Source organism: Candidatus Eisenbacteria bacterium (assembly GCA_005893305.1).
Classification (GTDB): domain Bacteria; phylum Eisenbacteria; class RBG-16-71-46; order SZUA-252; family SZUA-252; genus WS-9.
The window spans coordinates 58229-84821 of record VBOZ01000029.1 but is presented as its reverse complement, the minus strand read 5'-3'; the positions used below and the strand labels follow the sequence as shown (position 1 = coordinate 84821).

General features: G+C 66.7%; 23 protein-coding genes. 5 read left to right on the top strand and 18 right to left on the bottom strand.

What is annotated here, in order from left to right:
• The first annotated feature begins 13 nt into the window (after window positions 1–13).
• Window positions 14–2086: an SDR family oxidoreductase gene (locus E6K79_09035; GenBank protein ID TMQ63780.1), complete on the top strand. Its 2073-nt coding sequence runs from the start codon at window positions 14–16 to the stop codon at window positions 2084–2086.
• Here the strand turns inward: E6K79_09035 and E6K79_09030 are convergent.
• From E6K79_09030 to gnd, 10 genes are all read right to left on the bottom strand, one after another.
• The gene (locus E6K79_09030) at window positions 2046–3278 is read right to left on the bottom strand and encodes a pyridoxal-phosphate dependent enzyme (GenBank protein ID TMQ63779.1); all 1233 of its coding nucleotides are present in this window, start codon (window positions 3276–3278) and stop codon (window positions 2046–2048) included. The genes E6K79_09035 and E6K79_09030 overlap by 41 nt on opposite strands.
• Window positions 3058–5316, bottom strand: coding sequence for a hypothetical protein (locus tag E6K79_09025; GenBank protein TMQ63778.1), 2259 nt, complete (start codon window positions 5314–5316; stop codon window positions 3058–3060). The genes E6K79_09030 and E6K79_09025 overlap by 221 nt, the downstream gene beginning before the upstream one ends.
• A 2-nt stretch (window positions 5317–5318) precedes the next feature.
• Window positions 5319–6533: an ammonium transporter gene (locus E6K79_09020; GenBank protein ID TMQ63904.1), complete on the bottom strand. Its 1215-nt coding sequence runs from the start codon at window positions 6531–6533 to the stop codon at window positions 5319–5321.
• Between the two features lie 49 nt (window positions 6534–6582).
• The gene (locus tag E6K79_09015; GenBank protein TMQ63777.1) at window positions 6583–7431 is read right to left on the bottom strand and encodes a hypothetical protein; all 849 of its coding nucleotides are present in this window, start codon (window positions 7429–7431) and stop codon (window positions 6583–6585) included.
• Between the two features lie 32 nt (window positions 7432–7463).
• On the bottom strand, window positions 7464–8822 hold the full coding sequence (locus E6K79_09010; protein ID TMQ63776.1) for a DUF2156 domain-containing protein: 1359 nt from the start codon (window positions 8820–8822) through the stop codon (window positions 7464–7466).
• Window positions 8823–9001: 179 nt separating this feature from the next.
• Complete coding sequence (locus E6K79_09005; GenBank protein TMQ63775.1) at window positions 9002–9406, bottom strand: DUF4332 domain-containing protein; 405 nt, start codon at window positions 9404–9406, stop codon at window positions 9002–9004.
• Window positions 9403–9840: a DUF4332 domain-containing protein gene (locus tag E6K79_09000; protein ID TMQ63774.1), complete on the bottom strand. Its 438-nt coding sequence runs from the start codon at window positions 9838–9840 to the stop codon at window positions 9403–9405. The genes E6K79_09005 and E6K79_09000 overlap by 4 nt, the downstream gene beginning before the upstream one ends.
• Before the next feature lie 407 nt (window positions 9841–10247).
• Window positions 10248–10931: a 6-phosphogluconolactonase gene (pgl, locus tag E6K79_08995; GenBank protein TMQ63773.1), complete on the bottom strand. Its 684-nt coding sequence runs from the start codon at window positions 10929–10931 to the stop codon at window positions 10248–10250.
• Window positions 10919–12277: a glucose-6-phosphate dehydrogenase gene (gene zwf, locus E6K79_08990; protein TMQ63772.1), complete on the bottom strand. Its 1359-nt coding sequence runs from the start codon at window positions 12275–12277 to the stop codon at window positions 10919–10921. Before zwf ends, pgl begins: the two co-directional genes overlap by 13 nt.
• A complete protein-coding gene (gene gnd / locus E6K79_08985) occupies window positions 12274–13284 on the bottom strand; it encodes a decarboxylating 6-phosphogluconate dehydrogenase (protein ID TMQ63771.1) in 1011 nt (336 codons plus the stop codon). The genes zwf and gnd overlap by 4 nt, the downstream gene beginning before the upstream one ends.
• Before the next feature lie 256 nt (window positions 13285–13540).
• Between gnd and E6K79_08980 the strand changes: the two genes are divergently transcribed.
• Entirely contained in the window at window positions 13541–13900 is a 360-nt protein-coding gene (locus tag E6K79_08980; GenBank protein ID TMQ63770.1) for a hypothetical protein, read from the top strand.
• A gap of 233 nt (window positions 13901–14133) precedes the next feature.
• Complete coding sequence (locus E6K79_08975; GenBank protein ID TMQ63903.1) at window positions 14134–15069, top strand: SH3 domain-containing protein; 936 nt, start codon at window positions 14134–14136, stop codon at window positions 15067–15069.
• Window positions 15070–15085: 16 nt separating this feature from the next.
• Here the strand turns inward: E6K79_08975 and E6K79_08970 are convergent, their stop codons facing one another.
• The 6 genes from E6K79_08970 to ligD are packed head-to-tail and all read right to left on the bottom strand — an operon-like array spanning window position 15086 to window position 23462.
• Window positions 15086–15364, bottom strand: coding sequence for a DUF2277 domain-containing protein (locus tag E6K79_08970; protein ID TMQ63769.1), 279 nt, complete (start codon window positions 15362–15364; stop codon window positions 15086–15088).
• A gap of 49 nt (window positions 15365–15413) precedes the next feature.
• Entirely contained in the window at window positions 15414–15821 is a 408-nt protein-coding gene (locus tag E6K79_08965; GenBank protein TMQ63768.1) for an EVE domain-containing protein, read from the bottom strand.
• A gap of 2 nt (window positions 15822–15823) precedes the next feature.
• A complete protein-coding gene (locus E6K79_08960) occupies window positions 15824–19300 on the bottom strand; it encodes a TM0106 family RecB-like putative nuclease (GenBank protein TMQ63767.1) in 3477 nt (1158 codons plus the stop codon).
• 33 nt (window positions 19301–19333) lie between these two features.
• Complete coding sequence (locus E6K79_08955; protein ID TMQ63766.1) at window positions 19334–20059, bottom strand: DUF72 domain-containing protein; 726 nt, start codon at window positions 20057–20059, stop codon at window positions 19334–19336.
• Window positions 20038–20736 carry an alpha/beta hydrolase gene (locus E6K79_08950; GenBank protein TMQ63765.1) on the bottom strand — a complete coding sequence of 233 codons (699 nt, stop codon included), beginning with the start codon at window positions 20734–20736 and terminating at the stop codon, window positions 20038–20040. Before E6K79_08950 ends, E6K79_08955 begins: the two co-directional genes overlap by 22 nt.
• Entirely contained in the window at window positions 20733–23462 is a 2730-nt protein-coding gene (gene ligD, locus E6K79_08945; GenBank protein TMQ63764.1) for a DNA ligase D, read from the bottom strand. Before ligD ends, E6K79_08950 begins: the two co-directional genes overlap by 4 nt.
• A gap of 108 nt (window positions 23463–23570) precedes the next feature.
• Here ligD and E6K79_08940 point away from each other — a divergent pair, with 108 nt between their 5' ends.
• Window positions 23571–24467, top strand: a complete 897-nt coding sequence (locus tag E6K79_08940; protein TMQ63763.1) for a Ku protein — start codon at window positions 23571–23573, stop codon at window positions 24465–24467.
• Between the two features lie 25 nt (window positions 24468–24492).
• Entirely contained in the window at window positions 24493–25380 is an 888-nt protein-coding gene (locus E6K79_08935) for a tetratricopeptide repeat protein (protein TMQ63762.1), read from the top strand.
• 4 nt (window positions 25381–25384) lie between these two features.
• Here the strand turns inward: E6K79_08935 and E6K79_08930 are convergent, their stop codons facing one another.
• Entirely contained in the window at window positions 25385–26068 is a 684-nt protein-coding gene (locus tag E6K79_08930; GenBank protein ID TMQ63761.1) for a peroxiredoxin, read from the bottom strand.
• Window positions 26069–26203: 135 nt separating this feature from the next.
• Entirely contained in the window at window positions 26204–26557 is a 354-nt protein-coding gene (locus E6K79_08925) for a hypothetical protein (protein ID TMQ63760.1), read from the bottom strand.
• Between the last annotated feature and the right edge of the window lie 36 nt (window positions 26558–26593).

The window sequence follows — 26593 nt, the reverse complement described above, 5'->3', positions numbered from 1 at the left end:
CTCGCTGCCAAGCATGGTCGCACACAGCGTCTCCGCGCGAATCGACGATCGTTGGGGTGCCGGGCCCGCGCCCGGCGCGGACGACCTCGCGCAGCTCGTCTACCTCTCGAACCTCATCGGACAAGAACCCCGCCTGGTGCAGCCCGGCGGTGGTAACACGTCGATCAAGGTAGGGGATGCGTTGCTGGTCAAGGGAAGCGGCACCGATTTGCGCACGGTCGGGCCGGAGGGATTCACGCGCCTGTCGCTGGCGGCCCTGGCTACGCTGCGGACTATCGAGACGATGCACGACGCCGAAATGATGAAATTCATGGCGCGCGCGATGCTGGCTGAAGGGCCCGCGCCGAGCGTGGAGACGCCGCTTCACTCGCTCCTCCCCCATCGGGTCATCGCGCACACCCACGACGTCCCGACGATGAGCCTCACCAACGTGGGGGATGCTGTCGCGCAGCGACTCGTTGCCGAGCTGTTCGCGGGAGAAATCGTATACGTGCCGTACGTGCGCCCGGGGTTCCCCCTGGCCCGAGCGGTCAGCGGCATCGTGGATCGGCTGCCGCGCGGGGCCATCGGGCTCGCGCTCGCACATCACGGCCTGGTCGTGTGGGGGGAGGATTCGCGGGAGTGCTACGCGCGATTGCTCCGCGCCGTGAACGTGATCGAGGACTACCTGCTCTCGAAGCGACGCAGTCGGACCGCGCCGCGAGCCGAGCTGGTCCCGACCCCATCGGTGGACGTTCGCCGGCGCGCCGCCGAGCTCGTGCTTCCCGTCGTTCGCGGCGCCCTTGGATCGACGAACCGCGTCATCCTGCATTTCGACGACTCCGACGATGTCCTGACCGCTCTCGCGAACAAAGGCCTCCCCGCGCTCGCCCGCCGCGGGATGGCGACGCCGGAACACATCCTGCGTGCCGGGGCGCTTCCCGCGTGGCTGGACCTCGATCCGACCGCACCCCCGGAGGAGACGGCCGCGGTGGTCCGCTCTCAGCTCGGGCGGCAGCGGAAGGAATACGAGGACTATCACGCGCGGCACGCCACCAATGGCGAGGCTCCGCTCGACGACTGGGCAAAGGTCGTGCTTGCACCAGGTCTCGGGATGATCACCGCGTCCCGGGACAAGCGGAGCGCCGTCACGGCGAATCTGTGTTATCGGGCCGTGCTCGAGACGATCGCGAACGCGGAGGCGATCGACGCGTTCCGGTTCCTTTCCGAGGCGGACGTCTTCGAGTTCGAGCACTGGCCTCTCGAGCGGCGGAAGGTTGACGAACAGGACGCCAAAGAGAAAGCCTCGTTGCTGCTCCCCCGCCACATAGCGGTTGTGATCGGCGGCGGGAGCGGGATCGGACAGGCTGCGGCCCGGCGTTTCGTCGAGGAAGGCGCGCACGTCGTGGTCGCTGACCTCGACGGCGGGTCCGCCGAGGCGGTAGCGGCCGGGATCAAGACAACGTACCCGGGCCGCGCCATTGGTGTCGCGCTGGACGTCCGGGACGACGAGAGTCTCGCGCGCTTGGTGCGGCGAACGGTATTCGAGTTCGGCGGTCTCGATAGCCTGTTCTACACGGCGGGCCAGGCGCCCCGATTCGCGGGCGTGACCGAGATCCGGCGCGAGGATCTTCAGCATCAGCTCAATGTCCATTACATTGGCGCCGTTCTGGCGATGGGGTCGGCTGCGTCCGTCATGCGACGCCAGCAGCTGGGTGGCTCGATCGTCGCGTCGGTATCGAAGGCCGCCATGGCGCCGGGCCGGGACGCCGCGGCGTATGGTGGGAGCAAGGCAGCGCTGCTCCAGGCGATGCGGGTCGCCGCCGTCGAGCTGGGCGGCGACGGCATTCGAGTGAACGCCATCAACGCAGATCAGATCGAGACGCCGCTCTTCTTGAAGTTCGTCAAAGAGCGGGCCGCCATGCGGGGCGTTTCAGTCGAGGATCAACTGGAGGCGTACCGCAGGCGCAACGTCATGGGCGTATCGCTCATACCGGCTGAGACCGTCGCCGACCTAGCGGCGCTGCTGGCGAGCGAGCGATTCCGCTATACCACCGGAGACATCATCACCGTGGACGGCGGCCTTCCGGAGGCGTTTCCTCGCTGAGCACGGCGATCGCGCGAGCCGGGTCCACGTTCCCCCCAGAAACCAACGCAACGACCGGCACCCCTCTGGGGAGCCGAATCCTTCCGCTGAGGAGCGCCGCGACGGCCGCGGCACCGGAGCCTTCCACGTAGAGCTTCGCGCGCGTAAAGAGAAGCCGCATCGCCTCGATGATCTCTTCCTCGGAAACGACGATGATCTCGTGCACGAAACGGCGCGCGACCTCGACCGCGATCTCACCAACGAAAGGTGGACACATCCCATCGGCGAGCGTGTCCATCGGACGCGGTACCGGAACCGGCTTCCCCGCCGCAAGGGCTGGTCCTAGACCCGGGCCCGCCTGGAGCTCGACGGCGTAGACTTTCGCCCTGGGAATCATGGCGGCGACCGCGCACGCGATCCCGCTCATGAGACCGCCCCCTCCCACGGGAACGATAACGGCACCGATATCTGGAGCATCCTCCGCGATCTCGAGCCCGGCCGTCCCCGCCCCGGCAACCACGACCGGATCGTCAAAGGGGTGCACGAATATCGCGCCTCGCTCGCGCTCGACTTCGTGGACCCTGTCGAAGAGAGTGGCCCTGTCGCCGTGGAGAATCACCTCGGCGCCGTACCCTCGAACGGCGTCCAGCTTGGACTGCGAAGCTCCGGTCGGCATCACGACGACGGCCGGTGCCTTATCCTGCCGCGCCGCCCACGCGACCGCCTGCGCGTGATTCCCCGCCGATACGGTGACGAGGCCCTTCGCGCGCTCCTCACGAGAGAGCGTCAGGATTTTGTTCAGCGCGCCGCGGGGTTTGAACGAGCCGGTCTTCTGGAAGTTTTCGCATTTAAGCCGAAGCGACACACCGGCTCGCTCCCCGATCGACGAGGCGGAGAGTATCGGCGTGCGATGAATCCGCCCGCGGATTCGCTCGGCGGCAGCTCGGATTTGCGCGATCTCGATCACAAGATTCCTTATCCGGGGCGGCGGCTCACTCCCACACGTCCCGCATGACCTCTTTGAATTGAGGACGCTCCCGATGGTACTCCCAAAACGGGAGCCTGCGGGACCAGAGCAGCAGCGGATCGCGTTCAGCCACGGCGCGCTCCGCCCAGCGAATCGCCGGCTCCTCGAGGTCCGCGCAGCCAGCCGCGACGGAGAGCCAGCAGGGCGACACGAACTCGTGGCGCGAGCGCCCCTCCAACTCGTCATAGCATGCGCGCGCCTGGCCCGCGCGGTCCGCCCGACCGTACGTCCACGCAAGCAGACCGAGCGCCCAGTGATGGCGACCCGAATCCCCCAGCAATGCCGGCGCCTCCCTGATGGCGCGGTCGTAGCGGCCGGCCCATGCATGGGCGCGCATCAGATTCCAGCGGGCGAAGAACGATTCCTCGTCGAGTCCCATCGACCGTTCCGCCTCAGCGGTCGATTCCGTATGTCTTCCTGTGATGCCGAGAAGGTAGGAATGCATGCTACCGACCCAGGGGTTGAGCGGATCGTCGTGAACGGCACGGCGAAGCTCAGCAATGGCTGTTTCGTCCGGCATCACGCCGCGGATCGCCCTCCACAGCGCCCACTGGGCGCGCGTGGTCGCGTTGCGCGGCTCATACTCCAGCGCCCGCTCGTACAGCGAGTCGGAGCGCGCGAAGTTGCGATCGTATTGCTCTTCCACGGCCGCCAGCGTCGCCCAGGCTTCAACAAGCCTCGGATCGATCGCCAGGGCCCGCTCGGCGAGGTCCTTCGACTTCGACATGACCTCGGCAAACGGGGCGACACCGAATGTGCCCATCAGGCGGTAGGAATCGGACAGCGACGCCAGGGGCTCCGCGTAGCGCGGATCGATTGAGATCGCCTTCTCGAAGAGCGCGATCGCCTGCAGCATGAACCGGCCACGCTTGATCAGCAGGGCGCGGCCCCGCAGCACCAGCTCGTACGCCTCGAGGTTCTCGGTGCCGCCCCGCGCGCGGCTCCGGTCCGCTTCCGCATGCATGGTCCCGCGCAGTCGGGTGGCGATGGCGCTCGCGATCTCGTCCTGCACCGCGAAGACGTCCGTCATCTCGCGATCGTAGCGCTCCGACCAGAGTTGGTAGCCGTCGGCGGCGTTGGCGAGCTGCACGGTGATGCGCAGCCGCGGGCCCGCCCTGCGAACCGTCCCTTCGAGCACCGTGGTCACATCGAGCTTCTCGCCGATCGCCCGGAGGTCCTCCCTCCGGCCTTTGAACGCGAAGCACGACGCGCGCGCCGCCACGCGCAGGCCCTCGACCTGCGCGAGCGCGTTCAGGATTTCGTCCGTGACGCCGTCGGCGAAGAATTCGTCGTCGGCCCCGCTCTGGTTTTCGAACGGCAGCACCGCGATCGATTTCTCGCGGCCCGCCGCGGCCTTTCCGCTCCCCGAGGCGATGTCGGACAGCTCGAGTCGCACGTCCCGAATGTCGCGCGGCCGCTCGTCGGCGTTCTTGCGCAGGCAGCGTCGCAGAATCTCGCGGATCCTCGGCGGCGAGCCGGCCGGCATCGTCGCCCAATCGGGCTCACGCTCGAGGATTCGCGCGATCAGATCCGACGCGGTCTCGCCGGCAAAGGCTGGGCGCCCAGCAAAGCACTCGTAGAGCACGCAGCCGAACGACCAGACGTCGGTGCGCCGATCTACCGGCTTGCCGCGCGCCTGTTCGGGGCTCATATAGGCCGCTGTGCCGAGGATCACGCCGGCCACCGTCGCCGGATGCTCCGAGAGCGTCGGCGAATCGGAGAGCATGGTCCCGCTCGCCGGCCCCGGATCGCTTTTCGCGAGTCCGAAGTCGAGCACCTTCGCCATTCCCCCAGGGTTGATCATGACGTTCCCCGGTTTCAGATCGCGATGGACGATGCCGCGCTCGTGGGCCGCCTCGATCGCGCCCGCGATCTGGATGCCCAGCGCCAGCGCCTCGCCCTGCGGCAGCGCCCCGCGCGCCAAGCGCGCGGCCAGCGTCTCGCCTTCGACCAGCTCGAGGACGAGATGGGGCGTGCCGGCGGTCTCCTCGAGCCCGTAGATCGCCGCGATGTTCGGATGATTCAAGGAAGCGAGCGTCTGAGCCTCGCGTCGGAAGCGGGAGAGCCGCGCCGGGTCCGCGGCGAACGCGGGCGGCAGCGCCTTGATCGCGACGTCTCGCCCGAGCCGCGTGTCGCGCGCGCGGTAGACCTCGCCCATGCCTCCGGCGCCCAGAGGTCCGACGATCTCGTACGGTCCAAGCCAAGTGCCGCGGGTCAGCGTCACCCCTACAGCGCCTCGTATGCCGTCTCGCCGTGGAGCGCCTCGTCGAGGCCGACTTCCTCGGCACCTGCCCCCACCTTGACCGGGGTGACCCGGTCGATCAGCCAGAGCATGCCGAGCGTGAAGGCGAAGGCCCACACCGACGACAGCAGCACGGCGACGCACTGCTTCACGAAGAACACAGGATTGCCCGCGAGAAGCCCGTTGGTGCCCGCAGGGTTGTAGGCCTTGGTCGCGAAGATGCCGAGCATGACAATGCCGATGAAGCCGCCCACGCCGTGCACCCCCCACACGTCGAGCGCATCGTCCCAGTGGAGCTTGTTCTTGAGCGCCACGGCGTAGAAGCAAACCACGCCCGAAACGATGCCGATGATCGCCGCGCTGGCGGGGGAGACAAAGCCCGCGGCGGGCGTGATTGTGGCCAGCCCGGCCACGGAGCCGGTGAGGAGTCCCAGGAATTTCGGTTTCGCTCCCGACATCCATTCGACCGCGAACCACGCCATCCCCGCGAATGAAGCGGCGAGGTCGGTATTGAGGAAGGCGGTTGCGCTCACGGCGTCGACCCGGAATTCGCTGCCGGCGTTGAATCCGTACCAGCCGAACCAGAGAAGCCCCGTGCCGAGCGCCACAAGCGGAATGCTGTGCGGACCCTTGTCCTGCACGCGGCGCCGCCCGACGTAGAGTACCGAAGCGAGCGCCGCGATGCCCGCGATGTTGTGCACCACGATGCCGCCGGCGAAGTCCAGAACGCCCCACTTCGCGAGCAGGCCACCGCCCCAAACCATGTGCACGAACGGGAAGTACACGAAGAGCAGCCAAAGCGTGAGAAAGATGAAGTACGCCTTGAAGGTCACGCGGTTGGCGAAGGCCCCCGTGATGAGAGCGGGGGTGATGATCGCGAACATCATCTGGTAGGCGATGTGCACGATCAGCGGGATGCTGTCGTTGGGCGAGGGCGTCATCAGATTGACGCCGCGCATGAAGGCCATGTCCAAGTTGCCGATCACGCCGCCGACGTCGCCGGAGAAACAAAGGGAGTAGCCGCAGACGAACCAGATCACCGTGGTCCAGCAGAGCGAGACGAAGCTCTGAATCATGATCGCCAGCACGTTCTTGCGGCCGACCAGCCCGCCGTAGAAGAAGGCGAGGCCGGGGGTCATGAGCATCACGAGGCTGCTGCACAGGAGCATGAAGGCGGTATTACCGGTGTCGAGTCGCAGCACGGAGCTTCCCTCCTAGGTCAAATGGGCCGAACTAGGTTGCCGGACTTCATTTCTTGCTGCCCGCCAACAGATCCAGATCGACGTCGAGCTGCGCGGTCCAGAGCGACTTCGAGGCGCCGGGCTGCAGCTCATCCTCGAAGAAGAAGACGGGGCCGATCAGGAGGTCAATCGCCGGCGTGAAATACAGGTAGGCGCCGCCCCCGGTCGCGCCGAGGGCATTCTTTCCGGTCTGGAGGTCCCAGGCCAGGACGATCTTGTCGATGCGTGGCACATCGATGGGGGGCGACAGCCAGCCCGCCATCAAGCCGCTCCGCTCCGCCTTCCCGCTGGCCGAGCGGAACAGATCCTTGTTCAGAGCGTAATACCCGCCGATCGAGGCCGCTCCGAATCGCGGCAGCGTCTTCCCGATCATGGCGCCCAGCACGTTCTGGTCATTGAATCCCTTCTTGAGGCCCGCTCCGAAGATCCCGGCCGACCATCCCGGCTGGCCCTTGAAGTACGTATCCTCGGGAGCCCCCACTTTCGCATTGAGGACGAGGGGCAGGTCGATCGCACTGGATCCCGCGATGCTTGGGTAGAGCAAGTCGAAGCCAATCTCGGACTGGAGACGCTTCCCCGGAAGCACTCCCATGGTTAGCCCCAGGTCGATGGGATAGGCCGCCTTCGACCCGAAATAGGTGTCGTACGTCACGTGAAGCACTCCGAGCGGCTGTACAAACGGCGTGGATGGGGCCCAGAAGGTCGTGGAGGGCGTGGCGCACGCGGTCCGGGCCAGCGCAGCAGCCAAGATGACTGCGGCCAGGGCTGCCAGAGAGAGGCGCCCGGGTCGGAACATCGAGGCGAGGGTCATGGAGGACGAATAGTAGCACCGGTTCCTCTCCGGCGCGAACCTCACTGGAGCGTCTTCCATAGTGGAGCGTCGGTTCCCTAGCCACCCACCGAACCTCGATGGGCGCGGCCGATCCACAAGAGGATCGTCGCGGCCGTGGGCGCCATCACTGCGACGAGGATCACCCCGAGGTCCAACGGCGTATGGTGTCGGGGAAGATCGTAGAACACAGCCTGGAACAGGGTGAGGACGGCGTCGAGCGCAATCGCGGTCGCGAGCACGGTCGCAAGCCGTCGGTTCCACCGCTCGCTCAACCGATACAGGGCGACGCACACCGCGATATCGAAGATCACCCATCCCCACCGGGAGGCCTCGGACGGAAACCACGCCCGGCTCACGGGCAGTGATAGCAGAAGCGTCCAAGGCGCCAGAAGGACCGCGAGCACGCGTATGGCGATGGCGGGCCCTCGTAGCAACGTCTGCGCGCCGAACGCCAAGAGCCCGCCCCTCGAAAACGCGGTCAGGGCGTCGATGATGGCGCCCCAGCTCGATCCCCCCGGCGGATAGGAGAGGTAGATCGGATCCCAGGCGCGGGGCCTGAATCTCCCCTTGAATGCGCGCAGCCCGTCGAAGTCGAACAGCAGCATGCCCCAGCGGCGGACGGCGCGAATGCGGACACCGACTTCGCCCACGAGGGGCACGAGTCCCAGCGTCGCGTAGGGAATCCCATTCGCCGCGGCCGCTCGCATCCCCGCGTCGATCAGCAGCTCGACCGTGCCGTTCGGGGCGATCGGGTCGCTCAGAAAATCCTCGAAGAACCATCCGCCCCGCGCGTAGATGGGAATGACACCGAGAAAGCCCACCACGCGCTCCCCGAGCTGGGCCACGAAGGAGTGCCGCTCCTCGGGAAACGTATACGGGTGCACCTGAACGAGGAATCCCATCGGGGCCATCGGGCGCGTGTGAAGCCACCGTGCGATAAGGGCGTCGACCCGATCTCGCATCGGATGCCCGGGGGAGAGCTCGACCGCGTCGAGCCTCCGGACCTTCACCCCCTTCGCGCGTGCGCGGCGAAGCTGCTCGCGAAGCGAGCGGCTGCGCTGGAGGGTCGCGTCCCAGTCCTCGGGGGCCCACACCGGTTGATCTCCGATTCGCAGGCCGTGCCATCCGACCGCTTCCTGGAAGCGCGACTCCGTGCCGAAGAATGCCACGCGCTTGCCGGCCGTGGAGGCGAGTGCTGAGAACGATTGGGCGACGTCCCGGAGGCGCTCGCGCGGCGCGATGGGCGCGCCGGCGACGACCCACGCCTTGCCGGTATCGACGTACCCGACGCACGCGTCTTCCCCGTCGAACCAGTAGCGAAATCCGGGCTCAAGAACCTGGAACGAAGTTGCGTTCCATCCGTATGCCCGGAGCAGCGTCAGGACTCGGGCTCGTTCCTGGTCGTCGAGGCTCATGGGTAGCAACCCTGACGGGGTCGGAGCGATCGTTCAACCTGTATCGCGTTGGCGAGCCTCCGGCGATCAAGCGAGCAAAATGAACTCGGCCACGATCTTTCGGTCGTGGCCGAGATTGAGAAGGGAGGCGCTTCTTTCGATCGAGATGTCGCTAAGGCGGCGCCTCCCCCACCGCCGCGCTACTTTGCGGCAGTGGCTGCCGAGATCTGATCCGTGAACCACGGCCTGACCTGCTCCAGCGTCGGCACCGGGCTCGTTAGATTCTTCTCCGTGGCAACCTCGCCCAGGCGCTTCACCAGCGATTCCGGCGTGTGCTCGAAGAGACTCCTCGGACCGTCGATTCCCGCGGCCACGAGCACGCCAACGTACTTCGGTCCCACGTTCTTCACGCGCGCGAGTCTCGACATCCCAACCAGGTCCGTGAAGTGGTCAAGAGCGATGCCCGTCTGCGTCGCGAGCGCGATACGCTTGGGCTGATCGGCCCACACGCGCATCATGTCGTCCGAGTTCTCGATGCCGGCTTCCCGGAGCTTCTCGACTTGTTCCGGATTGATGCCCTGAAACTCGCTCATCTTGTAGGTCACGCTGGGCTCCCTTCGGGTGTTGGGCTCGAGGCCGGTCTCCCGTTCGCTTCCGGCTTCGGGTTATCAAACCAGGACGTGATCTCTTGAAGCGTTGGGATCGGGCCCGCCAGCTTCTTCTCGGCCGCCACCTCGCCCAGATGCTTCACCAGCGTCTCCGGCGTGTACTTGAAGAGTCGCTTCGGTCCGTCGATTCCGGCGGCGACGAGGACGTCGAGGTGCTGCAGAGCCATCCCCTTCACGCGCCCAAGGCGAGCCATGGCCGCGAACCTCATGAAGTTCTCCTCTGCAATACCCGTGCTGGCCACAAGGCCCGCACGCTTCTCCTTGTCGCTCCAGATCTTCATCAGGTCATCGGTGTTCTCGATGCCGGCGACGCCAAGCGTGGTGACCTGGCTCGGTTCAATTCCGTGAAACTCGCTCATCTTGAGGGACACGATGCGATTCCTTCCTAGTCCAAGCCGACCGCACACGCGAACGATCGGAACAATGCCCGTTCATGGCGGCGGATGCTGGCGGGGCGTTGCCCCGATGGCGATTGGACTGGTGTAGGGAGGGGTGCGACGCGGGCCGATTCGATTGCGGGCGCTCCAGAACTTGGTTCTACAAAGCGCAGGCCTTCTGCCGTTTGGACCCGTAATCGCGGGATTTCCGCCTTCACGGGGATCGACCGTCCTGCTTGGATTCCAGGGCCGGCCTGAGGCGCCACCCGCGGTGTCTGGCAGGCAACTTCGGCTGGGTGGATGTGAATCTTGAATCTGACTACATAAGATAAGATATCTCAATAATTTGCGCGGTGCCACCTTATTCGCGGCAAGGCGCCAAGAGGCGCGTGAGAGAGAGGTTAGGGGGTGTCCGTTACGACCACCGTGCGATCGCCCCGAACGCGGCCCGCTGGAATCAAGCGATCGCCGCGGCGCAGGCGCGCGAGAGCCTCCGCCTTCCCTGCTCCGGTGACGACCCAGAGGACGCGCAGGCCCCGATTCAAGGCCGGCAGGGTAAGGGTCATGCGCCGGTACCCCTGATACGGAGCCGACACCGCGACATCGGCGTCGTCAATTTCGAGCGCGGGGTCGCCTGGAACAAGCGAGGCAGTGTGACCGTCGGCCCCGAGCCCGAGATGCACGAGGTCAAGCGTCGCGGGATTGCCTGCGACTTCCTGAAGCGTGGCGGCGTAGCGCTTCGCCGCGGATTCCAGATCCGTCTCCTCGACCGGCATCGCGTGGAGGTGCCCGGGGGGGAGCTCAATGCGCGCGACCAGATTTTCAAGCAGCTGCGTCAGATTGCGATCGGGGCTCCCGGCCGGCGCCACCCGCTCGTCGACCTGAAAGAGATGCACGTCGGACCAAGGAATGTCTTCCTTCGCGAGAAGCTGAAGCATGCGCCGGGGAGTCTCTCCGCCGCTCGTCGCGAACAGAAATCGGCCTCGAGCGGCGACCGAAGCCCGTGCCACTTCCGCGATCACATCCGCCGCCCGGCGAGCGACAGCCTCGGCGTCCGCCAGGACTTCGACCGTCACTGAAACCAGCCGCCGGGAACGAGCGTCTCAGCTTCCTTCGGTCCCCACGTGCCGCGTTCGTATTCGCGCACCGGCGGATCGCCGAGGAGCGCCGGGTCGACGATGCGCCAGGCCTCCTCCACGTAGTCCTGCCGCGCGAAACGGAACGTCTCTCCCATGATGGCGTCCCCGAGCAGCTCTTCGTAGGGATCGCTCTCGGTGCCGTCCTGCTCGTGCGTCGCCACAAGCTCCACGTCTCGAAAGGCGGTCTTGTGGCCGGATTCGCGCACCGTCGCACCTAGGGCGATGATGAATTCGGGGCTCAACCGGAAGCGGACGTGATTGGAGGTGAGATCGACCCCTTGGACGATCGGCGGTGGGCGGCGCAGCTTCGCCACGACCTCGGTCAAGGTGACGGGCATGTACTTGCCGGCACGGATGAAGAACGGCACCCCCTGCCAGCGCCACGAATTCACCTCGAGCCGAACGGCCGCGAACGTTTCCATAGTCGAATCGGGCGCGACTCCCGCCTCGGCGCGGTAGTTCCGGAATTGACCGCGGACCACATGCCCGGGCTCGAGCGGGGAAATCGATTTCAGCACCTTGACCTTCTCGTCGCGAAGTCGCTCCGTGTCCTGGTTGCCCGGCGGCGGCTCCATGGCCACGTTCGACAAGATCTGGAGGAGGTGATTCTGGATCACGTCGCGAATCGCCCCCGTCTTGTCGTAGAAAGCTCCGCGGCCGCCGATGCCGAAGTTCTCGGCCATCGTGATCTGGACAGACTCGACGTAGAGGCGATTCCAGATCGGCTCCAGGAACGTGTTCGCGAAGCGGAAGAAGATCAGGTTCTGGACCGAGTCCTTGGCGAGGTAATGGTCAATCCGGAAAATGTCCCGCTCGCCGAAGCATCTGTGAAGGACGGCATTGAGCCGTCGCGCCGAGGCGAGATCTCTGCCGAACGGCTTCTCGAGGACGAGACGGGCTCCCGTGCGACAACCCGAGTGTTCGAGCTGTCTCACAACCTCCTCGAACAGCTCGGGAGGAATGGCCATGTAGTGGAGTGGTGCCTTGGCGGCCCCGAGCGCCGCGCGCAGTGACTCGAACGTCGAAGGATCGGAGTAGTCCCCCTCGACGTAGCGAAGCAGCTTCATCAGTCGGGGAAACGCCTCCGGGTCCACGCCGCCATGCTCCTCGGCGCTCTCGCGCATCCGTTCCCGCAGGCGGTCGAGTGTCCAGCCACCCCGCGCGACACCGATCACGGGCACATCGAGGATTCCGGAGCGGACCATGCGCTGCAGCGCGGGGAAAATCTTCTTGTACGCAAGATCGCCCGTGACTCCGAAGAGCACCAGCGCGTCCGCCTTTGCGTGGCTCACGCCTTCTCCTGGTGGCCGCCGAATGCCGCGCGCATCGCGGAGAGAAGCTTGTCGGCGTAGTCCGCAGCGCCCTGAGAGGAGAAGCGCTGGTAGAGCGCCATGGAGAGCACGGGAGCAGGCACGCCCTCGTCGATCGCCGCGTGAATCGTCCACCGGCCTTCGCCCGAATCCGAGACGCGACCCGAGAATTTGGCGAGGCCTGAGTCCTCGGCCAGCGCGGAGGCCGTCAGATCGAGCAGCCACGAGGCGACGACGCTCCCCCGCCGCCACAACTCCGAGATCTCCCCCACGTTGAAATCGTAACGGTAGCGCTCCGGCTCCCGGAGGGGCGCGGTCTCCGCATCGTGCTCCTGTTTGTGCCGTCCGGCGTCGGCGTGGTGCAGGATATTGAGTCCCTCGGCCAGCGCGGCCATGAGGCCATACTCGATCCCGTTATGGACCATCTTGACGAAGTGGCCGGCGCCGCTCGGGCCGCAGTGAAGGTAGCCTTGCTCCGCGGTGCTTCCCTTTGCCGCGCGACCCGGCGTGCGGGGCGCCGACCCGATGCCGGGTGCGAGCGCCTCGAACAACGGATCGAGATGCTTCACCGGCGCGGGCTCTCCACCGATCATCAGGCAATACCCCCGCTCCAGGCCCCAGACCCCGCCGCTCGTGCCGACGTCGACATAGTGAATTCCCTTCGCCGCCAGATCCTTCGATCGGCGGAGGTCATCGATGTAGTACGAGTTTCCTCCGTCCACGATGATGTCGGCTCGATTCAAATGCGGTGCCAACTCGCCGATCGCTCCGTCCACCACGGCCGCCGGGAGCATCATCCAAACGGTGCGCGGCGCCGCGAGCTTCTTCATGAAGTCATCGAGCGACCGGGCGCCGGCGGCGCCTTCCCGCTCCAAGCCCTGGACCGCCTCTCGCGATCGATCGAACACCACGCATTCGTGTCCGGCGCGAGTCAGCCGCCGAACCATGTTGGCCCCCATCCGACCGAGCCCGATCATGCCCAGTTGCATTGACGCTCCTTTCAGTGTCCCATCTCGGTCGCCCTGGTCATCTCCGGTACAGTTGAGGGCCGTAGATTCCCGGACAGGAGACCTCTAACACACACTCATCGCGCGTTGCCCCAAATCTCAGCCGGGTTTACGGTTCGGCCCACCTTCCCCACCGTCACCTGCGCCGCTGGCACGCAGCTTGAGTCTATTGAGATCATGCCGCGGCCGCGTTCTGTCAACATGGCGCGGTCGCCCCACGAGAAGGGAGGAATGGTTCATGAGAGACAATTGGGAAGGTCGGGTCGACCTCGATGAGGCCGCGAGCATCACCGAGCGAGATTTGCGCTCGCTCCGGCGAGGCGCTCGAGCCGGCAGGCTGGCGATGCTGTTGGCGCTGGCGGCTGCGGTCGCGGCCGGATGGAGTCTCCTTATGGGACCGGATGCGCTCGCCGGCTTCGCGGGGGTTCAAGACGTGAAGCTGAAAGTCCTTGCGGCCATCGGTCAACCGATCCCGGCGGAAGAGCATCAGCCTCAAGCGCCGGCGCCACGGCCAAGCGAGCCGCAGGCCGCGAACACGCGGGCCAGCTCCGCGCCTGATTCAAGCGCCACGCAGCTGAGCGTGTCGAACCATCGTTGAGCTAGCACCGCTGAATTGATCGCCAGGGCCCCGGCCTCACGCTGGGGCCCCTGGTCCCCCCAATCCCCTCGAATCACACTCATCCGCGCTCCCAGCGGACGTAGTCTGACATTGACACCCTCCGGGTATCGCGTGAGCATACCACGCTGAGTTCGCCGCTTTATCGCTCTTGAGGCTCGCGCCGCATGGCCGGGCTGCGGATGGACAGCGCTTCAATCACGGGGGGTATCGACATGATCCGGTTCAGCTCGCAGGCCCGCTTCCTCGCTCCGCTTCTTTTAGCATTCTCCCTGGCGGCAACAAATTCCCCGGCCCTCGCCAAAGACGAGGAAGGACCCCAGATTCCAACTTGCGACAAGAAGATCGGGACCATGTCCGTGCTCGAGCCGGAGACGAAGTGGTGGCTCGCATACAACCTGGAATCCCCGGAAGCCCTGATCAAGGTATATGCCAACGAGTGCAAATGCTTCACGCTGCTCGATCGCGGCAAGGGCCTGGCTGCCGCCGAGAAGGAGCGCGCGCTCGCTTCGGGTGGTGAGATGCGCGTGGGATCGAACGTAGGCAAAGGCCAGATGAAGGCCGCCGATTACGTGTTGGTTCCGGACATCGTGAACAAGAACGCCAACTCGGGCGGCAAGCACTTCGGTGCGGCCCTTGGCGGATTGGTTGGGCACGGCGTTGGCGCGGTTGTCGGCGGAGTCAATTTGAAGAGCAAGACCGCGGACGTGGTGCTCACGTTGACGGACGTGCGCTCGACCGAGCAGGTGGCCATCGTGCAGGGGCACGCGAAGAAGACCAACGTCGGGTGGGGCGCGGGAGGCGGAGGCTACTTCGGAGCGTTCGCCGCGGCGGGCGCGAGCAGCTACGCGAACACCGAGATCGGACAGGTCGTGGCGATGGCCTATCTCGACGCATTCAAGAAGCTCATCGAGGAGGTCCAGAAGAATACGCCCGACGCCAAGGCGGCCAATGTTTCCCAGTCCGTCACGATGGCAAAGCCCGGAAGGTTGTACGAGAAGGCAGACAACAAATCGAAGGTGGTCCGCGAGCTCGACGCCGGAACGATGCTCTATCCGACTGGCGAGAAGGACGGCATCTGGTGGAAGGTCTCCGACGAGCTGGGCAACGAAGGCTGGGTGCCTTCGCCGCTCTTTAATCTGGCGAAGTAGATCCTCGATTCACCAGTCAGCCCCGCGCGGCTCCAAACCTCTCGGCCGCGCGCATCCGGGCCTTGGCCGCTTCGGTGTCCCGGTCTTTCGGGGGCGCCGTGGTGGTCAGCGAATCGAGCAGCGTTCGCGCGGCGTGGGCGACCTGATCGATGGCGCGGTCGAATGCCGCCTGGTTGGCGAGCGACGGCTTGGTAAACCCGCTGACCTTCCTGACGAACTGGAGTGCGGAGGCGCGGACCTCTTCATCCGTAGCGGTTGGCGAGTAGTTGAACAACGTCCGGATGTTCCTGCACATCGTGCTACCCCTTCTGTTGTGAGATGCGACCCACCCGACTCCCCGCCCCCTACGCTCCCGAGAGCTTCAGCAGGCGTCGAAAATGAGCTTCGCTGAACGGCATGACCGATAGCCGGGGCAGGCGCGCCAGCTCGGTGCCCTTGAGCACGACGTCGGCCTTCACCTGCGCCAGCGTCACCGGCTGGGGCAACCCTCTCTCGGCCGCGAGGTCCACCACCGGCCGCTTTGGATCCTTGAGCTTGGGGTCCGGGTAGGCATCCGAGGTCGCGACCGCCAGCCCCACGGCCTGCTTCTCGTCCCCGGTGTGGTACACGATCACGGTATCGCCCTTGCGGATCGTGGCGAGGTACTTCAGGGCGACCGGGTTCGACACTCCGTCCCACACCGTGCGCTTGTCGCGTTGAAGGTCGTCAAACGAGTAGGTCGAGGGCTCGGTCTTAACAAGGAATCTTGCCATGGCTAGAGAATAGCAGCCCGCGGACCGATGCGCACCTCCCGAGCCACCTCCAGGAATCGGCAGAAGGCGTTCGCGAGCTTCATCTGTCTGGGGCTCTGGCAGTCCGGCTCGAAGAGGCGCGGGCTTCCCACCACGATGCAAACGCATTGCGCGCGCGACGTGGCCACGTTGAAGCGGTTGGGGCTGTAGAGGAACTCCATGCCCCGCGGGGCGTCCTCAGGCGTCGACGTCGTCATGGAGTAGATCACGATCGGCGCCTCCTGCCCCTGAAATCGATCCACCGTGCCGACGCGCGCCCCAGCTGGAAGCCGCGCGGTCAGGTCGGCGACCTGCGCGTTATAGGGGGCGATCACGAGGATGTCGCCCAGGCCGAGCGGGCTCTCACGGCCGTCCCGATCGCGCCATCGAACGCCGCCTTCCATCAGCGTCCTCACCAGCTCGGCGACGATTTCCACTTCCTCTGGGCTGGCACCCTGATTCGCATCGTGCCGGGCCGGAACGAACCACAACCCCGAGCCCGCGAACGGAACGTCACCGAGGAGCACCTGCCGCTCGACGCCCGCGCGCGGGTGCAGCCGTCGCTCGTAAAAGAGCTCGGACGTGAGCCCGCATATGGCGGGCGGGAGCCGCCAGGTCTCCTCGAGGAAGAGCCCGCGGTCGTCCGCGATCGTCTGGGCGCCATCCAAGACGTGCTCGAGCGCCGAGACCGCGGTGCCTTCGGGATGAGAGCCCTGGATCGGCTGCTCGAGCTGCTGCGGATCGCCGAGCAGAACCAGGCTCTTCGCGCACGGGGCGATCGCGAGCACGTTCGCAAGGGACATCTGCCCGGCCTCGTCCACGAACAGGACATCCACGGACTCGGAATACTCTTTCCTGCCCCACAGCCACGCGGTGCCGCCGGCGACGCGAGCCTGGCCGGTCCGAAGCGCGGCCAGAACGGCGACGTTGTCGTCGGTCACCGCGATGCCGGGTTCGCCTACGGCATCCTCCTCCGCCTTGCGGAGACAGGGGGCATAAACGTTCTCCTCCTCGGCGGCTTTCACGACCTCCTTCAAGAGATTCACGATCACCTTGTGGCTCACCGCGCAGACTCCCACCCGTTTCCCCGCCCGGACGAGGTCGCAGATCATGCGGGCTCCGGTAAAGGTCTTGCCCGATCCGGGCGGACCCTGAACGGCGAGGGTGCCGCGATCCAGAAGAAGCGCGAGCCGGCGCGCCGCGCGCACGCCTCCTTCCCCAGGCATTTCGAGCGGCCCTTTCACTGGAACGGTAAGCCGCGGCGTGCGCCGGAGCAGCAGGTCGCGCGCGGCCCGGTACTCGCCGGGCGCGTCGATGCCGTGCGCGGCCACCCAGTCGCCGAGTCGCAGGAGCGAATCCGCCTGCACCTTCGATGCCCTGGTATCGTGCGCGAAGACGCTGGCCGGGTGATGCGCGGCGCACACAGCGTTCTTCTTCACGTCGAGCGTGCGCGCCGCGAAATCGATCCTCTCCACCTCGCCGAACCGGCGCCCGTCCGGGAGCGGCAGGTGGAGCTTGTCGCCTTCTCGGATCCTCGTCTCCTGGGCCTGGAAACGGTATCGATCCACCGCGGTACGGCCGCTCGCCGGGAGATGCTCGGCGAATTCGAGTCCCGCGAGCGCCGACGTCTCGTCGAGCAGCTCCTCGTCCGGCAGCTCGCGCAGGCGGTAGTACTCCCACCACGGCGCCTTCTCCTCGCGCCGATGAAAGTCGAGCATGTGGGCGAGAAGCCATACCGCCTGCTGCTCCTCGGAACGCTCCTCGGCCTCCACAGGTACTCCGGCCAGGAGTCGCCCCGCCAGCTCGAGCGTGCGGCGCTCCCGATCGCCGATCGCCTCGTTCGGGTCGCCGGATTCCTCGGCCGGCCGCGGAATCTCGACGCCGCCGGCCTCCGCGCCGGCGCGCAGGACCTCGAGCCAGTCGCGCAAGGCGCGAGCCGAAAGGCAGTCCTCGCGGTTGTAGGCTTCCACGATGCGCGCGCTCTCGTCTTCCGCGGCGACCGCCGTGCCCAGCTCCAAGCTCCCCTGAATCACGCGCAGGGCGGCGCCGGCTTCCTCGAGCGGCTGCTTGCGCTCGAAACCGTAGAACGCCTCGAGCTTCTTGATGGAGTATTCCTCGACACTCGCACGCAACGACTGCTTCACGAGGGCGTGCAGATCCACGAAGCGCCCCGCCCGCAGCAGGCGATCGACTTCGGCCTCGCGCATGGCGTGTCGGCCCATCAACCGCTTGATCGCCCCCGTCTCGTACCCGCCGTAGTGATAGACGTGCATGTTCGGGTCGAGCGCCCAGCGACCCATGATCGCGTCCATCAGCGTCTCGAAGCCGCGGCGCTCGGCCGCCCGGTCGAGCGCCCAGCGGCTGTGGTAGACGGGCGGACGCACTTCCAGCTCCAGCGTCCCGGGCGGAGGATCGTCCGCGACAGCCCAACCAAAGAGGTACTCAAGCCCGCCCTCGTCGACGTAGGGATCGGCCTCGAGGTCGAGGAACAGGTCGCCCGGCGAGGGAGCGGGCAGGCAGGCGAGCCCGCGTCCCGGCGCTATGGGAAGGAGCTCGTGCAGATGTCGGTGCTCGGTCCGGCCGGTGAGCTGGATGCGCGCCTGCTCCCGAACGCGGCCGTAGCCGTCCTTGGCGCCGCGGGCCGGCTTCCAGCGAATGGGCAACGGCTCCGCCGCGAGTGCCGCGAGCGTCGTGACCTCGCGGGATTTGAGCTCGCGCGCCTGAAGGCGCGAGAGCCCGGCCACGAGCGAGAGATGGTCGTCGGCGCGCCTTTGCCGATCGCATCGCGGCCACCAGCGGCAGATTTCGCAGTGCGGCACCGGATCGGGATAGGTGGTGGCGCCGTTCCCCTCGACCGCGTCGACCGCGGCTTCGAGGCGGCGGCGCACGAGGCGGTAGTAGGCGAGGTAATCCTCGACGCGGTAGGTGTCGAGCGGGAAGTCGGGCCGCCGCGGCACCACGTGCATGCGCTCCGGCACGACTCCCTGGATCTCGCCCAAGAGCTCCGAATAGAGGCAGAGCTGGAGGACGGCGCCGGCCTTCGTCTCACGCGCCAGCTTCGTGTCGAGCGCCTCGTAGGACCACGCGCCGAGCCCGCTCGGGCGCTCCACGCGAAGCAGGATGTCGGCCCGTCCGAGCCAGCGCCCGACCGCCAGCGTCGCCTGCGCGATCACCTCGGCTCCCGCGTACATCGCGGCGACCGTCAGCTCGAGCGCGCGCCGGCCTTCGATCTCCTCGTCGACGCGCGTGATCCGCCGTCCCTGCCGCTCGAGGTGAGCGAGGTACGCGCGCTCGTGCTCGAGGCCCCGCTCGCGGAGCAGGGCTGCCTCGGGCCTGAACCAATCCGGCGGCTTCCACCGGCCCTCGGCGACACCTCGATCCAGGCCGGTCAGGTGGCGGCAGGCGAGGTGGTTCGCGAGGTCGGTGGCCGAAAGCCTCAGGGTGCCGGTCTCGAGCTTCACCGCGCGTCCATGCCTCGATCTCCGCGGGCCACCCTACCCGCGGCAGAACTCCGTCAGCCGGGCCGCGAGCTTCGGGCCCTTCCCCTCTTCCTCGTGCTTCAGGAACACGTACGCGTCGCCCCACGGCTGCTCGCGGATACGCCGGGCCCAGTCGCGCAGATCCTTGTCGCTGAAGTCCTCGCGCCGCAGGCGAAGATACCCCCAATCGGTGGTAGCGACGAGCGGGGCGGCGGGCTCTTCCCCCGTGTCCGCCACGCAGAGCGCGGCGCGCTGGCCGCGCAGGGTCTCGTAGACCTCGTCATCGAACCAGGATGCATGCCGGAACTCGACCGCCACGCGCCGGCGCTCGGGCATCTCCTCGAAGAAGCTCTTGAGACGCGGCACGTCCTTCTTGAAGTTCGGGGGAAGCTGAAACAGGAGCGGCCCGAGCCGCGAGCCCAGCGTCGACGTGACCCCGAAGAGATACGCGAGCAGCTCGCCGCACTCCTTGAGCCGCTTGTCGTGCGTGATCCGCTTGGATGCCTTGATCACGAACGTGAAGCTCTCCGGCACCTGCTCGGCCCAGCCCGCAAGCAACGCCTCTTTCGGCATCCGGTAGAAGGTGTTGTTGATCTCGACCGTGGGAAAGCGCTCGGCGTAGAAGCGCAGCATGTCCTTCGCGGCCATCTTCTCGGGGTAGAAGTTCCCCTTCCACTCGGCATAGGAGTAGCCGCTGGTACCGATCCGCACGTCAACGCTCACGTCAGGCTCTCCCGCCATTCGGCCGTCGCTATGGCCAGCTCGTCCAACACCTGCTCATCGGTCCGACCGCTGCGCTTCAAGACGTGGAACGAGTGGTCGGCCTGCTCGATCACGCGCAGGGTGGCGCGGTCCCCCAGTCGCTCGACGACCGGCCCCAGCAGCGTGAGGTCGGCAAGCGTATCGCGGGTTCCCTGGAGAAACAGCATCGGAATGTCGACCCGCGCGAGGTGCTCGGCGCGCGAGACGCCGGGCTGCCCAGCCGGGTGGAGCGGGAACCCGAGAAAGACTACCCCCGCGACTCCGGGAAGCGCCTCGGATGCGGCGGCCCGCGAAGTCATGCGTCCGCCCATCGACTTGCCGCCGGCCAGGAGCGGGAGGGTGCCCGCCGCCTCGCGCCCCGCCGCGACCGCGGCGCGGACGGTGGCGAGCAGCAGCGGCTCGGGATCGGGCCGCCGGCTTCCCTGCTCCGTGTAGGGGAACTGATAGCGCAGGGTGCCGATTCCATGCGCGGCGAGGCGCTGCGCGATCGATTCCATGAACGGGTGCCGCATTCCGGCGCCCGCGCCGTGGGCGAGCACATAGAGGGCGGTCTGCCGCGCTGGCTGGAGCAGCAGCGTCGAGACATCGATGCCTCCGGATACGCGGATGGCGCCGCCGACGGGCTCGGCGCTCCTGGGATGCGCGGCCTTCGTCATTTCCGCTTCGCCTTGCGCTTCAATCGCTCCTCGATCGCCGCGATCGCGACGCCGATGTTGACCCCTTTCCCCATCACGCCCGCGAGCGGGTCTTCCATCTTCTCGAACCGCTTGGGCAGCGTCCGGATCGTGAATTTCGCGGGGTCGAGCTTCCCGTTCACCTCGCTCCACTGGAGCGGACACGACGCCGGCGCGCCCGGGATGGGCCGGAGCGAGAAGGGCGCGACGATGGTGATGCCGTGCCCGTTCTGCCCCCAGTCGACGTAGACCTTGCCGCCGCGTGCATGGAGAGGACGCGCGAGCGTGGCGATCTCGGGATTCGCCTCCAACGCCAGCGACGCAAGCACGCGCGCGAAGGTCTTGCACTCCTCGTGCGTGTAGCGCCGGCCCAGCGGGATCAGGATGTGGAGCCCGGCCTGGCCCGATGTCTTCGGGTAGCTCGGCAGCTCCAGCTCTTCCAGCAGCCGATGCAGGCTTCGCGCGATCTCGACGACGTGCGAGAAGGGCGCACCCTTGGGATCGAGGTCGAGCACCAGCCAGTCGGGGCGCTCGAGCGAGCCGGACCGGGCGCTCCACATGTGGATTGGAATCGTGCCCAGGTTCGCCACATACCGGAGCGACTCTTCATCGTCGAGGACGAAGAAGCGGATGTCGCGATCGGAGTCCTTGGAGTAGACCAATTCGATGCGCATCCAGTCGGGGACAAACACCGGGGCGTCCTTCTGGAAGAACGACTTCCCTTTGATGCCGTCCGGGTACCGGGTGAGCACCACGGGCCGATCGCGCAGATAGGGCAACATGAGCGGGGCGATCGTGTCGTAGTAGGCGACGAGGTCGCCCTTGGTGTAGCCCTCGTCCGGCCAGAACGCCTTGCGCAGATTGGAGAGGCGGACCTCGCGCGGCTCGGCGGCCGGCGTCGGCGCACTCGGCGGACCGGCGGAGGAGCCTGGGCCGGTCCCGGAGTCAGCATCGTCCGGCTCCGGAGCGGCGTCGCTCTCCGGCCCGCCCTCGCGCCGGATCTCCTCGGGCTTCCGGTCGGTACGCAGCCCGATGAATATCGGATGGCGCACGCCCCCGTCCGCGGTCCACTCGGTGAAGCGCACTTCGCACACCAGCTTCGGCTCCACCCAGTGATTGCCGCGACCGGTCGGCCCCGTCGTGCCGAAGGGCGACTCCGCGCGGGCCAGCGGCTGGAGAAGCTGCCACACATGGTCTTGCATGGCCCCGTCGAAGCCGCTCCCGACGCGCGTCACGTGCCGGAGCTGATCGCCTTCGTAGACGCCGACGTGCAACGCGCCGAAATGCCGGTCGCCGCCGCGCGGCTCGGCATAGCCGCCGATCACGAACTCCTGCCGGCGCTGGCACTTGATCTTGACCCAGTCGGACGATCGCTTGCCCGTATAGGCGCTGTCGGCGCGCTTCGCGATCATCCCCTCGAGCCCCATCTCGGATGCGGCATTGAAAAACGCCTCGCCGTGCTCCGCGATGTGGTCGCTCGCCTGGACGATGCCGGCGGGCGGCAGGATGCGGGCGAGGCATTCCTTCCGGTCGAGGAGCCGGAGCTTGCGCAGGTCGTGGCCCTCGAGCGCCAAGCAGTCGAAGAAGACCGCGCGCACCGGAACCCGCGCCATCGCAGCGGCGATGTCGTGCGGGCGCGAGAGCAGCATGCGCTTCTGTAGACGGCCGAAGCTCGGGCGACCCGACGCGTCGTACGCCACGATCTCGCCGTCCACCACGAAGTGTTCCGCGGTGAGCCCATGGAGCGCCGCGGCGATCTCGGGGTACCGCGCGGTGATATCTTCGCCGCTCCGGCCGAGCATCCGCACTTCCTCGCCGCGGCGCTCGGCGATCACGCGCACGCCGTCGTACTTGATCTCGAACACCCAGCCCGCCCTCGAGAAGGGCTTCTCGGCCGACGTGGCCAGCATGTGCTGAACCTTGTCGGCGCGCAGGTCTCCGCGCGGGGCCTTCAGGGAGTCGACGCGGGCGCGCAGGGCGGCGGTCCAGCCGGGCACGTCGCGCATCTCCTGGACGGTGAGGCCCGAGATCACCGAGCGCGGCCAACGCTCGAGCACGTCCTGCTCCGAGGCCGCGCTATCGGCCTTCTTCAGCAGCAGCCAGTCCTTCTCGCTCTTGCTCATGCGAACGAGCGTCCAGCGCCCGCCGAGCTTGTGACCGAACAGCTCCAGCTCGAGCTTCCCGCGCGCGTATTGCTCGCGGATGTCCTCGGGCTTGAACGAGCCGTAGCCGCCGCGGTCCCAGACGATCACCGAGCCCGCGCCGTAGTTCCCGGCCGGGATCACCCCCTCGAAGTTCGCGTATTCGATCGGGTGGTCCTCGACGTGCACCGCGAGCCTTTTCTCCTCCGCGCGGAGCGAGGGTCCCTTCGGCACCGCCCAGCTCTTCAGCACCCCCTCCAACTCGAGCCGCAGATCGAAATGCATGTTGCGCGCCCAGTGTTGCTGCACGACGAATCGCGAAGCTTGGCCGCCGGACGTCGCGACGGAAGGAGCGCGGGCGGCCGAGACGCCACCGAACGGCTCCGTCGTGCGGCCGGGGTCCCGCTTGCGGCGATAGGTCTCGAGCGGGGCAGGCGCTGGAGGGGCTTTGGGCTTCGGCGTCGGGGACGCCTTTGGCTTCGCGGCACCGCGGGCTTTCGGCTTCAGGGCGCCGGTTTTTGGCTTGCTGGGGCGAGACTTACCGGGAGCGCCGGTGCGGGGCGACATGGGGGCTGGTTAACGTTCCAAGGTTTATCGGCCGATGGATAAGGCGTTGAGCAAAGTAAAGCACGGTGCTAGCGTTAGGCGCTACTGCCCCATCTGGAGGGATATAAAATGCCGCTGCACTCCATCGGGTCGGGGACGATCTCCTTCGGCCTGGTTTCGATCCCGATCAAGATGTACTCGGCCGCCACCTCGGCCGGCGTTTCGTTCAACCAGCTCCACCAGAAGTGCGGCGGACGCATCCGCCAGCAGCTGATCTGCCCCACCTGCAACGAGGTCGTCGAGCGAGGCGCGCTGGTCAAGGGCTACGAGTTCGCTAAGGACCAGTACGTGCAATTCACGGAAGAGGAGCTCAAGGCGCTCGAGGAAGAAACAAACAAGATGATCGACATCGCGGAGTTCGTCCCGCTAGCCGAGGTGGATCCGATCTACTTCGAGAAGACTTACTACCTGGGCCCGGACAAGGGCGGTGAGAAGGCGTACCGGCTGCTCACCGACGCCATGCAGAAGTCCGAGCGTGTGGCGCTCGCCAAGTTCGTGATGCGGGGGAAGGAAAATCTGGTGCTCATCCGCCCTGCGAAGGACGGGTTGATGCTGCACACGATGTACTTTGCCGATGAGATCCGGGACTTCGGCGAGGTGGACAAGGGCGATGCCGCCAAGGTCAAGCCCGGCGAGCTGGACCTGGCGGAGCGGCTGGTCGGCGAGCTCACCAGCGAGAAGTTCCGTCCGGAGCAGTACTCCGACGAGTATCGGACCCGCGTCCTCCAGGTCGTCGAATCCAAGGTCGAAGGGCGCGAAGTGACGTCGCTCGCGCCGCAGGCGCAGCGCGCGCAGGTGATCGACCTGATGGAGGCTCTCAAGCAGAGCCTCGGCAAGCGCGGCTCGGGAGCTGAAGACGCCGGCACCAAGAAGGCGGCTACCCTCCAGAAGAAGCCTGCCACTCGGGCGCGGCAGAAGGCGGAGCCGGCCCCGCGCGAGAAGAGGGTCCAGGGGAACAAGCGCTGACGCGGAACCCAGGGGAGGCAGACCGGTGAGGGTAGACGCTGAGATCGGCCTCTCGGAGCCTCAGTCGGACCAGCGATTTTCCCTGCGCGAGGCGGCGCGCATCCTCGAAGTGCCCGAAGCGCGCCTGCGCGCCCTGGCCCGCGCCGGATTTCTGGCGCCCCAACGCGGGCCGGTCGGTCCCCTCTCGTTCGGCTTCCGGGACCTCCTCCTGCTCCGGACCACGAAGGGACTCCTCCAATCGGGCGTGCCGATGCGGCGGATCCGTCGCATCTGGGCTTCTCTCCGCGAGCAGCTCGATGCCGGGCTTCCGCTCACGAGCATCGCGATCCATACGGACGGAGAGGAGGTAGTTGCTTCGGACGGCGGCTCTCGCTGGCAGCCGGACTCGGGTCAGTTTCTCCTCAACTTCGAGGCCAGCGAGATCGTGGAGCGGGCCGCCATCGGCGCCGTCGGCCGTGAAGATGCCGCGCCGGGCGATTCCGCGTATGACCCTGGGCCCACCGCCGAGCAATGGTACGAGGCCGGCTGCGCTCTGGAAGCGACGTCGCCCGAGCAGGCACGCGAGGCCTATCAGCGCGCCCTCGAGATCGACCCGCGCGTGACCGACGCGCACATCAATCTCGGCCGCCAGCTTCACATCGCGGGCGAGCTGGGCCGCGCCGAGCCCCACTACCGTGAGGCAGCGAGGCTCGATCCGGACGACCCCACCCCGCACTTCAACCTCGGCGTCCTGCTCGAGGAGGTGGGACGGCGGGACGAAGCTGTCCACGCCTATCGCCAGGCGATTCTCCGCGATCCCGATTTTGCCGACGCGCACTGCAATATTGGATTGCTGCTGGAATCGCTCGGCCGGCGGCTGGAGGCCGTGCGCCACCTGATGGCCGCCCGCCAGCTAAACGGGTCGCAGGAGTAGTCTCCTAAGACTTCGGCTGGGGCACGATCCTGAGATACGGCCTCGGCGCCTTCCATCCCTGCGGATACGTTTTCTTCGCATCATCGTCCGAGACCGAGCCCGCGATGATCACGTCCTCCCCCTGCTTCCAGTTCACCGGGGTCGCGACCTTGTGCTTCGCGGTCAGCTGCATCGAGTCGATGACGCGCAGGACCTCATCGAAATTCCGTCCGGTCGTCATGGGATACGCGATCATCAGCTTGATCTTCTTGTCGGGTCCGATCACGTACACGTTCCGAACGGTTTGGTTATCGGCGGCGGTTCTGCCGTCGCATGACCCCTCCAAGTCCGCGGGCAACATACCGTAGAGCTTGGAGACGGCCAGATCGGTGTCGCCGATCATCGGGTAATTCGGCGCGAACCCTTGTGTCTCCTTGATGTCGTTCGACCACTTCACGTGATTGTCCACGGGATCCACGCTCAGCCCGATGACCTTCGTGTTTCGCTTGTCGAATTCGGGCTTGAGCTTGGCCATGTAGCCGAGCTCGGTGGTGCAAACCGGGGTGAAGTCTTTGGGATGCGAGAAAAGCACCGCCCACGAATCTCCGATCCACTCGTGGAAGCGGATCGGTCCCGCAGTCGTCTGAGCCTCGAAATCCGGGGCCACGCTGCCGATCTGAAGAGCCGCGTTTCCAATCTGAACGGCCATGCTTGCCTCCCTGAAAAGGTCCCCACAACGGCTAGCTTCCCAGTTTCAGCACGCCAGTCTGGGCCCGAGGAGGGTCGATGGCAAGGCGGGAACTACGACGGAGGGCGGCCACGAGGGCCACGGCGGGCTTGATCCCTACCGGTCCGGCTTACGCTCTCTCGGACGGCCGGCCAGGAGTTCCCGAACCGCCCGCTGCCAATCGCGGGCTGCCGTTGCGTAGGAATCGTCCGCGAGAGCTTTCACGGGGCTATGCTCGATATCGCGCCTCGTGGCCAGGCCTGCTTGAAAGGTGACCAGCACGCTGTCCCCGGGAAGGGGCTGCATGTTAACGAAGCAACGGCCGAACGCATTCCCTGAGAGGCGCCGGAAGATGAAGTTGCGGATCGGCTTCCACCTGGTTCTCAATCGTTGATCCGCCGCCCGCGAGGGCTCGACCACCCAATCGTCCTCCTCCAACGCCGCCCGGGCCGCGACGAGGGCCATCTTCATAGGCGTCGCCAGCGTGTCATGCTGAGCGGCACCGAG

Coding starts and splice junctions, on each gene's coding strand:
- E6K79_09035 (TMQ63780.1), top strand. CDS start 14: ATGGTCGCACACAGCGTCTCCGCGCGAATCGACGATCGTTGGGGTGCC.
- E6K79_09030 (TMQ63779.1), bottom strand. CDS start 3,278: ATGACGAGTTGGAGGGGCGCTCGCGCCACGAGTTCGTGTCGCCCTGCT.
- E6K79_09010 (TMQ63776.1), bottom strand. CDS start 8,822: ATGAGCCTCGACGACCAGGAACGAGCCCGAGTCCTGACGCTGCTCCGG.
- gnd (TMQ63771.1), bottom strand. CDS start 13,284: ATGCAACTGGGCATGATCGGGCTCGGTCGGATGGGGGCCAACATGGTT.
- E6K79_08980 (TMQ63770.1), top strand. CDS start 13,541: ATGAGAGACAATTGGGAAGGTCGGGTCGACCTCGATGAGGCCGCGAGC.
- E6K79_08975 (TMQ63903.1), top strand. CDS start 14,134: ATGATCCGGTTCAGCTCGCAGGCCCGCTTCCTCGCTCCGCTTCTTTTA.
- E6K79_08970 (TMQ63769.1), bottom strand. CDS start 15,364: ATGTGCAGGAACATCCGGACGTTGTTCAACTACTCGCCAACCGCTACG.
- E6K79_08965 (TMQ63768.1), bottom strand. CDS start 15,821: ATGGCAAGATTCCTTGTTAAGACCGAGCCCTCGACCTACTCGTTTGAC.
- E6K79_08955 (TMQ63766.1), bottom strand. CDS start 20,059: ATGGCGGGAGAGCCTGACGTGAGCGTTGACGTGCGGATCGGTACCAGC.
- E6K79_08950 (TMQ63765.1), bottom strand. CDS start 20,736: ATGACGAAGGCCGCGCATCCCAGGAGCGCCGAGCCCGTCGGCGGCGCC.
- ligD (TMQ63764.1), bottom strand. CDS start 23,462: ATGTCGCCCCGCACCGGCGCTCCCGGTAAGTCTCGCCCCAGCAAGCCA.
- E6K79_08940 (TMQ63763.1), top strand. CDS start 23,571: ATGCCGCTGCACTCCATCGGGTCGGGGACGATCTCCTTCGGCCTGGTT.
- E6K79_08930 (TMQ63761.1), bottom strand. CDS start 26,068: ATGGCCGTTCAGATTGGAAACGCGGCTCTTCAGATCGGCAGCGTGGCC.
- E6K79_08925 (TMQ63760.1), bottom strand. CDS start 26,557: ATGAAGATGGCCCTCGTCGCGGCCCGGGCGGCGTTGGAGGAGGACGAT.